Annotated in this window: 13 protein-coding genes; 4 read left to right on the forward strand and 9 right to left on the reverse strand. The window is 53.0% G+C overall.

What is annotated here, in order from left to right:
• Positions 1-70: 70 nt before the first annotated feature.
• Positions 71-910 carry an EAL domain-containing protein gene (locus tag P8O11_RS03915; protein ID WP_300291854.1) on the reverse strand — a complete coding sequence of 280 codons (840 nt, stop codon included), beginning with the start codon at positions 908-910 and terminating at the stop codon, positions 71-73.
• 105 nt (positions 911-1,015) lie between these two features.
• Here P8O11_RS03915 and P8O11_RS03920 point away from each other — a divergent pair, with 105 nt between their 5' ends.
• Positions 1,016-1,594 (forward strand): DNA-3-methyladenine glycosylase I, encoded by a 579-nt coding sequence (locus tag P8O11_RS03920; protein WP_300291856.1) that lies wholly within the window; start codon positions 1,016-1,018, stop codon positions 1,592-1,594.
• Between the two features lie 26 nt (positions 1,595-1,620).
• Here the strand turns inward: P8O11_RS03920 and P8O11_RS03925 are convergent, their stop codons facing one another.
• The 7 genes from P8O11_RS03925 to P8O11_RS03955 all read right to left on the reverse strand — a co-directional run bounded on the left by P8O11_RS03925 (position 1,621) and on the right by P8O11_RS03955 (position 7,088).
• Positions 1,621-2,667 (reverse strand): low specificity L-threonine aldolase, encoded by a 1,047-nt coding sequence (locus P8O11_RS03925; RefSeq protein ID WP_300291859.1) that lies wholly within the window; start codon positions 2,665-2,667, stop codon positions 1,621-1,623.
• Positions 2,667-3,146, reverse strand: coding sequence for a YcgN family cysteine cluster protein (locus P8O11_RS03930; RefSeq protein ID WP_300291861.1), 480 nt, complete (start codon positions 3,144-3,146; stop codon positions 2,667-2,669). Before P8O11_RS03930 ends, P8O11_RS03925 begins: the two co-directional genes overlap by 1 nt.
• On the reverse strand, positions 3,143-4,081 hold the full coding sequence (locus tag P8O11_RS03935) for a bifunctional riboflavin kinase/FAD synthetase (protein ID WP_300291863.1): 939 nt from the start codon (positions 4,079-4,081) through the stop codon (positions 3,143-3,145). The genes P8O11_RS03930 and P8O11_RS03935 overlap by 4 nt, the downstream gene beginning before the upstream one ends.
• Before the next feature lie 212 nt (positions 4,082-4,293).
• Positions 4,294-4,737, reverse strand: coding sequence for a MaoC family dehydratase (locus P8O11_RS03940; protein WP_089889380.1), 444 nt, complete (start codon positions 4,735-4,737; stop codon positions 4,294-4,296).
• A 129-nt stretch (positions 4,738-4,866) separates the two neighbouring features.
• Positions 4,867-5,742: a TIGR01459 family HAD-type hydrolase gene (locus P8O11_RS03945; protein ID WP_300291866.1), complete on the reverse strand. Its 876-nt coding sequence runs from the start codon at positions 5,740-5,742 to the stop codon at positions 4,867-4,869.
• Positions 5,743-5,847: 105 nt separating this feature from the next.
• On the reverse strand, positions 5,848-6,126 hold the full coding sequence (locus tag P8O11_RS03950; RefSeq protein WP_300291868.1) for a DUF1294 domain-containing protein: 279 nt from the start codon (positions 6,124-6,126) through the stop codon (positions 5,848-5,850).
• Positions 6,127-6,167: 41 nt separating this feature from the next.
• Positions 6,168-7,088, reverse strand: coding sequence for a manganese-dependent inorganic pyrophosphatase (locus P8O11_RS03955; protein WP_300291870.1), 921 nt, complete (start codon positions 7,086-7,088; stop codon positions 6,168-6,170).
• 93 nt (positions 7,089-7,181) lie between these two features.
• Here P8O11_RS03955 and P8O11_RS03960 point away from each other — a divergent pair, with 93 nt between their 5' ends.
• Both P8O11_RS03960 and P8O11_RS03965 read left to right on the forward strand, forming a co-directional pair.
• A complete protein-coding gene (locus tag P8O11_RS03960) occupies positions 7,182-7,838 on the forward strand; it encodes a DUF2161 domain-containing phosphodiesterase (RefSeq protein ID WP_300291873.1) in 657 nt (218 codons plus the stop codon).
• 72 nt (positions 7,839-7,910) lie between these two features.
• Complete coding sequence (locus P8O11_RS03965) at positions 7,911-8,096, forward strand: hypothetical protein (protein ID WP_300291875.1); 186 nt, start codon at positions 7,911-7,913, stop codon at positions 8,094-8,096.
• 20 nt (positions 8,097-8,116) lie between these two features.
• Here the strand turns inward: P8O11_RS03965 and P8O11_RS03970 are convergent, their stop codons facing one another.
• Positions 8,117-9,004, reverse strand: a complete 888-nt coding sequence (locus P8O11_RS03970) for an alpha/beta hydrolase (RefSeq protein ID WP_300291877.1) — start codon at positions 9,002-9,004, stop codon at positions 8,117-8,119.
• A 218-nt stretch (positions 9,005-9,222) separates the two neighbouring features.
• On the opposite strand from P8O11_RS03970, the gene P8O11_RS03975 reads away from it, so the two are divergent.
• Positions 9,223-9,510: a co-chaperone GroES gene (locus P8O11_RS03975; protein WP_089889399.1), complete on the forward strand. Its 288-nt coding sequence runs from the start codon at positions 9,223-9,225 to the stop codon at positions 9,508-9,510.
• Positions 9,511-9,679 lie beyond the last annotated feature (169 nt).

The raw sequence follows: 9,679 nt of genomic DNA on the forward strand, positions 1-9,679 counted from the left end.
GTAGTCGGGATCGGCATACCGCATTTGCCGCATTGCGGCAACAACCCTGCTAAGACCAAGCGACGCAGGATCAGGCGCTGCGCTCATCCTTTTGGTTTCGTTCCCAAACAGGGCTGATGGTGGGTGCGGAGAAGAAGTAGCCTTGCAAACAGTCAATTCCCAGATCGGCCAAAAAGACAGCATCTTCGCGATTTTCGACAAACTCGGCAACGGTAAGCATGTCAAACTGATCGGCAATGGCCTTGAGCGCACTTGTGAGGACCTGATTGTCCGGGTTTTGAGCAATCCCTCGAATGAATTGACCGTCTATTTTCAGGATATCAAAGTAAAAATCTCTCAGGTAGCGAAATGAGGTGTAGCCAGCCCCGAAGTCATCCAACGCAAAGCTCACCGCTTTAGACTGTATTTCGTTCATAAAGGCGATAACCAGTTCAGGCACCGTCATCGCAGAACTCTCGGTAATTTCGAGGATCAGGCGCTCGCCGACCGTCACATTGCGCTGCAAGCCCTGCTTGAGTGTTCTGATCCAGCGCGGATATCCAATTGATCGAGCTGACATATTGATTGAAAGACGCAGATCTGGCTGTCGAGCGAGCGTGCGCAAGCCTTTTTCAAGCGCAATGCAATCCATGATACGCCCGAGCTCGGTGGTTTCTATTTCGTGGATGAATTCTTTGGCTGGAATGATGCGGCCAGTCTCATCCGTGAGGCGGACAAGGGCTTCGTAAAAGGCGACCTTATATGGCGCATGAGCATGCATGATCGGTTGATAGGCTAGTAAAACTTGTTTTTGTTTCAGAGCGACTTCAACCATTTGCATCACTGACTTATCACGCGCAGTCACAGCATAGCCCAATGGATTGTTCACATCGTCTCCATGAGGCGCAACTGGCCGTTTGATATTCTTCATCCTAGCGTTCCCGAGTGATGCCACTGTCGTTGGGAGAATTACGTGAGATGTGCTAACAACCGTTTAAGCAAAGAAATTGCCTTAAAATTTAGCTGAGTCCTGAAAATGACAAAGAAATTACCGATAAGATGTGGCTGGCATGGGGAAGACCCTGAGTATGTTCGTTATCATGATAAGGAGTGGGGCGTGCCCGAATGGGACAGCCGTGCGCTTTGGGAGAAACTGGTGCTCGACGGGTTTCAGGCGGGTTTGAGTTGGATCACTATCTTGCGTAAGAGAGATAACTTTCGTGAGGCATTTCAGGGCTTTAATCCAGAAGTGATAGCCGATTGGGGCGAAGAGGATGTGCAGCGGTTGCTGAAAAATGAGGGCATAATCCGTCATCGCGGCAAGATTGAATCGACAATTACCAATGCTCAGGCATATCTCAAGATTGAGGCTGCGGAAGGGTTCTCGGACTATTGCTGGAATTTTGTGGGCGGCGCACCGCTACAGAATTCTTGGGGAAGTTTAGCAGACGTGCCGCCGCAAACAGCGCTCTCCCAAAAATTTTCGAAAAATTTGAAGGAAAGGGGCTTCAAGTTTTGCGGTCCAACCATCGTCTACGCTTGGATGGAAGCCTGCGGGCTTGCCAATGATCATTTGACGACGTGCTTCCGCCATGAAGAGCTCAGAGCCAAGTAAGTTGGCTTTAACACAGCCTTAACTACTTAGCCTTCGGCCACGTCGAGGAATGTGTCGATAAGCTCCTCAGAGATCGACCAGTCGCAAACGAGACGGCATGGTAAGGGCTTATTTGGGTCGCCTGTGTCAATGTCTCCCGCCAGAACATAATAACGTGCACCTGCTGCGGCGAGCCTCTGGTGGGCGGCGCGGGGCAGCTCTGCAAAAATGATGTTGGCGTCGGGGCGGTTCGTAATCTGGGCTCCTTCGACTTTGCGAAGGCCTGATGCCAGGCGCTGACAGTTTATATTGGCTTGTTTGGCTGATTTAAGCCAGAGGTCATCTGCCAAGTAGGCCTGCATTTGGGCTGAGAGGAAGCGATGCTTTGAAAAGAGATGCGCGCCCCGTTTGCGGCGCAACTCGAACTCCCATGCTTTGGTCGGGTCGAAAAATATGACAGCTTCAACTCCCATGCAGCCATTCTTCGTGCCGCCAAAGGACACGACATCAACGCCGGCCTTCCAAGTCATTTCAGCTGCCGAACAGCCCAAAGCTGCTTGTGCGTTTGCAAAGCGTGCGCCGTCTAGATGAACGCCGAGCCCATAAGACTTTGCCACATCTGAAAGTGCTTTGATCTCGGCGAGTGAATGAACTGCACCGCGCTCTGTCACTTGTGTAATGGAAACTGGACCACGTTGGGGTCCATGCACGCCGCGGGTTTGTTGTGCTTCAATACTGAAGCGTAGAGTTTCAGGGGTCATCTGGTCTTGCGTGCCAACGATCGATAGCTTTGCGCCCGCCGTGTAGAATTCCGGGGCGTTGCATTCATCTTCATGGATGTGGGCCGTGGGCGAGCAAAACACTGTCTCATAGGGCGCGCACATCGTGGCAAGCGCCAATGCGTTTGCCGCTGTTCCTGTCGCAACAAGATAGACCGAGGCCTCTGGCGCTTCAAAGATCGACCTAAGCGTCTCGCGGACTTCGTCCATGATTGTATCTGCGCCGTATGGCATAGCGTAACCCGTGTTGGCACTGGCGAGGGCGGCCAAAACTTCAGGATGCGCAGGGCCTGAATTGTCTGAGGCAAAATACATTAGGTTGGCTCCTCGATAATGTGGTCTTCCCAGTCTTCTTCAGGAATTTCAAACTCTGGCACAGTGCGGTGCTGCATGGAAATCCCTGCCGTATGCACACTCTCTGCTGTGCCGCTGATCAGGGGGTGCCAGTCATACAGCGGTTTTCCCTGCCAGAGAAGTTTGTAGGCGCAGGTTGTCGGCATCCAGTAGAGATGGGTGTCAAGGTTTTCAGACTTGAGGCTAATGCACTCAGGAACAAATTGGTGTCGGGTTTCGTATTGAGCACAGTGGCATGTGGTGTCGTCAAATAAGCGGCAGGAGACACGGGTCAAGGCGACCTCGCCTGTGTCTTCGTCTTCAAGTTTGTTCAAGCAACATTTTCCGCAGCCATCACAAAGCGCTTCCCATTCTTTCGTAGTCATATCTGAGAGAGTTTTGCGCTCCCAGAATCTGGGGGCGTGTCCATCGCGTGCGATCGGGTCTTTTGCATCGTTCATAGTGCGCTCAATATTTTGCGTGCTTCGTCGCAGTCGGAATGCATCTTTGCGATAAAGGCCTCGAGGCTTCCGAAGGTTTCCTCAGGGCGCAGGTATTCAACGAGAGCGACCGAGAGGGTTTCTCCATAGAGATCACCTTTGAAATCAAAAATAAACGTCTCCAGATTTGGAGTGTTCTCGCCAAACATTGGTCTTGTTCCGAGAGAGGCCGCGCCTGTGTATTTGCCTGCGTTTGGTCCAGTGAGCACATTGACCTCGACTGCATAAACGCCAAACTTAGGCAAATGTAGATCAGTCAGGTGCATGTTTGCTGTTGGAAATCCAAGCTCGCGGCCTCGCTTTTCGCCGTGTTGGACCGCGCCTTCAAGCCTGTGCCAGTGGCCCAACATAGCTGCCGCGTCTTGTGGGCGGCCCTCACTGAGTGCGGTGCGTATTGCTGTGGAGGAGACTTGTGCACCCTTCGTGGCAAGAAGTGGCGCAATGCTGACACCAAATCCCATTTTCTCACCGAAGTGCAAAAGGTCTTCTGCCGTTCCAGCGCGCGCTTTACCAAAGCAAAAGTCTTGGCCGATCACGACATGTGCCAAACCGAGGCCCTCGCTGATAACCTCACGCGCGAATTGCTCGGGCGTCAAGGCCGCGAGACTATCGTTAAATGGCAGCTCATATAGGTATTCGACACCCAGTTTGGTCAATCTATTTTGCCGAGCCACAGGACTCATCAGGCGGAAGGCTGGAGTTTGTGGTGCAAAGTATGCGCGCGGGTGCGGCTCGAATGTGAGCACACCGAGCGGGGCCTTTGCCCGGCTGGCAGCCGTGCGCGCGACGTCAATTACGGACTGATGCCCAAGGTGCACGCCGTCAAAGTTGCCGATAGCAACGGCGGATCCACGATCGGCCTTTGGGATATTATGATAGGAATTGATCACACGCATAAAGCTTGGGTAGCCTTAGGTGGCACGGGGTGCAAGAGCCTCTAGGCTTTCTGCTTTTTTTCTGGGCGCCAAGAAGGCGCTCGGTCCGCTGGAAAATATATTTTCCCTTAGGATAAGAAGAGTTTGTCACAAAGCGTCGCACTCTGCGGTCTGGTCGCTTTCACCCCGTCTGAAGTGCTTTATGCGATCAACTCGATACGTTTGGCGCAAGATCAGTCAAACTTGCCTGATGGCGCTAAGACGGTGGCCTCACCAACCAAGACTTTCTTGCCGTCTACAAGACAGCGCGTTTCGAGTTGCACGCGGCGCTTGGCAACATCGATCCCTATCACTTCGACCTCTGCGACCACGGTGTCTCCGGGACGCACGGGCGCTAAGAACTTAAGAGACTGCCCCATATAAACAGTGCCGTGACCCGGTAACTGCTCACCAATCACAGCCGAAATGAGGCCTGCAGTAAGCATGCCGTGCGCAATCCTGCCCTCAAAAATAGTATCGCGTGCATAGTCATCATCGAGATGAACTGGGTTCCTATCAGTTGAAATCTGCGCGAACATTTCGATATCTTCATCGGTGACGGTTTTGCGCAGGTAGCGCATCATGCCCATCTCGATTTCTTCGATGGTAATGGTTCCGCGGGGCAGGTTATCCAACATTTCGCCCTCTCTCTCGTTTTCCGGCGCATGACGTGTCTCAGCAACAATAGGGATTGCATGGACCCATATGTTGAAACATTGTTACTTAGCAGTTGCAGCAAAATCAAGCCTAAAAAATGTAAACGAGGCTTACCGGAGACGGCCAATCGCGTAGGTCGGGGTGATCATTTGCTTTGTAACGAAGGCTTCTAGTGCATCTGCGTCTGGTTGATTTTTCGTTTTGGTTTCTGAGGCGGCCAAGCCGCCAGTGATGAACAAAGAATCGATATCTTCGCCCTGCGCGCCTTGAATATCTGTGTGAATCCCATCCCCGATGGCGAGTATTCGCGAACTGTCCACCTTGTTAGCCAAAGCATTTAGGCGGCGGCGTGCCAGATCGTAGATTGGTGGGTGTGGCTTTCCAAAATAAAGGCTCTCACCGCCCATTTCGGTGTAAAGTGCTGCCAGAGCACCAGCACACCACTCACGGACTTCGCCACGATCAACGACGACGTCTGGATTGGCGCAAAGGAGTTTCATCCCTTTTTGTTTGGCATAAAGAAAGTCAGCACGGTTCACTGCAGGATCTGCCATCGGATCAAATGGGCCGCAGCAGACGATACCCTCCGCCTCTTGAAGTGGTACACGAGTGATCTGGGCGGGGTCATTGATGATTTCGATTGGATCAAAGAAGCCAGAATCACGTGTCCACTCGCCCATAAAATAGACTTTTTCACCGACCATGCCGCGAAACATGGCTGAACGTGCTGAATCACCTGAACTGGCAATACTGTCATATGCATCTACAGGCACACCGAAATGGCCGAGCTGTGTAGCAACGCCTTCGCGGGGCTTGGGCGAGTTTGTTACGAGGATCACAATGCCGCCTGACTTGCGGTATGCTTGGAGCGCGGCGATAGCCTCAGGGTAGGCTGTGACACCATCATGAACGCAGCCCCAGAGATCGACAAAAAGCGCATCATACTGCGCTGAAATTTCGCTGAGGGCGGGAATGATCCGAGTCATGAGGTGGCTCCTTTGGGGTTTGGCCCTGTTATGTCAGGGGGATGCAGACATTAAAAGAGGGAGCAGGTTGTGACGAGAGCTGGGTTTTTCTGGATGACTTGGAAGCTATGTCGTCACTTTATAAAGCACGCCCGCAATGATGAGGCTCAAAAGATTGACCCAGATCGCGCGGTTGAGCTTTTTATGAAAGGGATGAGGGGCTTTCTTGTGGTTGAAAAGCCACTGTCCCAGCTTGAGCCCAAACCCTCCGCCGAGAAGGCCCAATCGAAGAAGGCAAAGTTCACGCAGTCTCGTGTGGCCCAAGCGTGCACTGGCCTTGTCCCAACCGAAAGCCGCGAATGTAACAAGATTTATCAAAAGTGCGTATTTGATGAGCACAAACATAAAGACAAGGAGCGCCGCTTTGGGCGCTCCTTTGAATGGGCTTAGAGCGCGAGGCTTGGGATAATCTGTTTTTTGCGGCTCATGATGCCTGGAAGCACGACGCTATCGCCGGACACAGTCGCGCCAAAGCTTTTCTCGGCCACTGTTTTGACCAGATCATTTGGGACCAGCAGGGTGGCTTCTTCATTGAGGATGTCCACAACGAAGAGCAGAACTTGCTCAACACCGTCCTCAGACGCAACCGTCGGCATGGCCGCCATCAGACTGGCTTTACGGCTGAGAACCGTATCTGGCGCAGTGGTTTCGAGTACGGAGACACGGAACTTTGTGCCTGCGACTTCGTACTCTTTGCTGTCCATGCGCAAAAGCTCAGCATCAGAGAAGGCCGATACATCAGACTTTGCGGCAAACATTTCAGCAGCATAGGTAGGAATGTCGATCCCCAGATCGCTGGCGAGCTGCTCCGCCACGGCTTTGTCATGTGGCGTGGTTGTGGGCGAGCGGAACTCAAGCGTATCGCTGAGAATACAGGTGAGCGCTGTGCCTTTGGCCCAGTCAGGCATTTTGGCTGCGTCGTCGCCCATCAGGTCGATCATAATCGTAGCCGTGCACGCGAGTGGGCGAATTGTGATCTCGATCGGGCCTTTTGTTTCAAGGCCGCCAACGAGCTTGTGGTGATCAATGATCGCTTGAACATCGGCACTATTCACACCTGCGGGCAGCTCCGCTGGGTTGTTCGTATCGACGATGACACAAGGTTGGTTTTCGTCCAGATCGCTGATGATACGCGGTTTTGGAAGGTCCCATTTTGCGAGCAAGAAAGCAGCCTCTGTATTTGGTTCTCCCAAAAGCACGGCCTCGGCGTTTTGGCCTTTGACTTCGTTGAGATACCAAGCCCAAAGAATAGGTGAGCCTGTGCTGTCGGTGTCGGGTGATTTATGGCCCAGTACAAGGGTTGTCATCGGAACTGCTCCTGAGATTACGCTGATTTGCGGGCTTTATAAACTGCAGGTGTGGGCTTGTCACGAGGTGTCGCGCGGGGCAAATTGCCTTTGATGAAGAAGATAAAAGAAACAAAGCTATATGCGCCTGTGAAGGCCTATCTTGTGGCGCTTGGCTATGAGGTAAAGGGTGAGGTGGGCGCGGCCGACGTTGTCGCCCGACGTGGTGCAGAGGCTCCCCTGATAGTCGAACTCAAGACTGGGTTTTCTCTTCAGCTAATGCATCAGGCCGTGGCGCGCCAACGGATCAGCGATAGTGTCTATGTGGCGGTGCCCCGCTGGAAGGGCCGCGCGGGCTGGAAAGCGTTCAAAGCAAACGTGGGGCTTTGCAAGCGGCTCGGTGTCGGGGTGTTGTCGGTCGATTTTGAAACGGGCGCAGTTCAAGCACATAGTGATCCCGCTCCATTCCAGCCCCGAAAGTCAAAACCGAAGGCGGCAGCGCTGATGCGAGAGTTTGAGGCGCGTGAGGGCGATCCGAACGAAGGCGGTATGGCGAGGATGACAATAGTCACAGCTTATAGACAAGATGCCGAGAAATGCGCACGCCACTTGGCCGAGAATGGCCCCAGCCGGGGGCGCGATGTCAAAGATGCAACGGGAATTGCACGCGCGACGGCAATGATGAGATCAAATCACTACGGTTGGTTTGAAAAGCAAGAGAAGGGCATTTACGCTCTGAGTACGGTTGGCCGAAAGGCCCTTAACTGTTAACGCTATCTTGCGCTTGTGATTTTGCGCGACATGCGTAAAGTTTAAATCAGTATATTTTTTGGAGCTGCCCCAATGACCAGTAAATCTATTTTTCTTTCCGCTGCTGCCCTCGTAGTGATCGCAAGCCTATCTGCTTGCGGTTCTCGCAACGCCGGCGAAACCCTCGTTCAGGTCCAGATGAGCGAAGCCTCATACCAGAACCTTTACGGCGGCTATGCAAATACATGTGACTCTGTGGCTGGCGACGCCTGCAACTGATCTCTGACGGCTAACCCTGCTCAGGCGGTTTTGCGCACAAATTCTGATACGATTCGAACGATTTCAGGGGCAAGCAATGGGGTTATGATATGGCCCATGCCCTTGATAGGATGATATGTGCTGTCTGGGATATGCGCTGCAATCTCGGCGCCTAGCGCATGAGGGAGCAAGGTATCGTCTAAGCCATGTATCACGCAGCAAGGCAGGGTCAGCGCCTTTAGTGCTGGCCGTCTGTCTGGTGCATCCATCGTTGCAAGAAGCTGACGATTGATGCCTGCCGCCTTTGGCCCACCACGCAAATAGGCGTTTGTCGCCTGCGTTCTGATGTAACTTTCTTCAGCAGGGAAGCCGGGGCTGCCCCACATCCCGTATTCTGCAACCAATGCATCTTGCGCGGCCTCAAGCGAGACGTCTTCGCGCGCAACAAGCTTTGGCAAGAGCTCGGCAACGGCTCCGCGCTCAACGAGCGGGCGGCAGGTGCTCATGATTATTGTGTCTGTCAGGAGGCGGTCGGCGTGATTGAGGGCGAGGAGCTGTGCGATTGCTCCTCCCATCGATATACCAAAGATATGGGCGCGCTCGATATCGAGGGCGTCCATGATTCCGATAACATCATTGGCCATATCTTTAAGGGCGTAAGCGCTTTGAATTTGATCGCCCCGAATGGCCGAGGCGATAATGGCTTCACCATCTGAAGGCACGCCCGCATCATCAAAGCGCTGAGAGAGGCCAACATCGCGATTGTCAAAAACGATTGTGCGAAAACCTGCCGCAACAAAGCCACTGATTAGGTTGTCCGGCCAATGGACGAGTTGCGTGCCGAGGCCGCGAATGAGGATTAGTACGGGGTTTTGAACCTCGCCGCGATCCTCAACTTCCAGAGTTATACCATTGGCTTGTAGTTGCATGGGGTGCCTCGCAAATCTTGATCAGAGGCTATGCTTTGTATCTTTTGGGTGCAAGCTGGCACAGCAGAGAGACGTGTTGTGAAAAAATTCATCGAGGCTTTCCTTGACTCACCTCTTCAGCGACCTTAGCTATGCCGCGTTGGCACTCGTCAGTAGTGAGTGCTAATACCCGATTGAACGGGTCTGAATTGAAACTCAAGCGTAAGGAGCCTCGAGAGATGGCATTTACACCGCTTCACGACCGCGTTGTCGTTCGCCGCGTAGAAGGCGAAGAAAAAACAGCTGGCGGCCTGATCATTCCCGAAAGCGCAAAAGAAAAGCCTGCTGAGGGTGAAGTTGTTTCCGTTGGTGCAGGCGCACGCGACGAAGGCGGCAACCGCGTTGCTATGGACGTCAAAGCAGGCGACCGCGTGATGTTCGGCAAATGGTCCGGCACAGAAGTCACGATCAATGGCGAAGAGCTTCTGATCATGAAAGAATCTGACATCATGGGCATTATTGCCTAACTGTCCCCCCGAAATTCAATTTAGGAGCAAACTATGTCAGCTAAAGACGTAAAGTTTGGAACCGACGCCCGCAACCGGATGCTCAAAGGTGTGAACATTCTTGCCGACGCGGTTAAAGTTACTCTCGGCCCGAAAGGCCGTAACGTTGTTCTGGACAAATCGTTCGGCG

The organism is Lentibacter sp., from assembly GCF_029254145.1.
GTDB lineage: Bacteria > Pseudomonadota > Alphaproteobacteria > Rhodobacterales > Rhodobacteraceae > Lentibacter.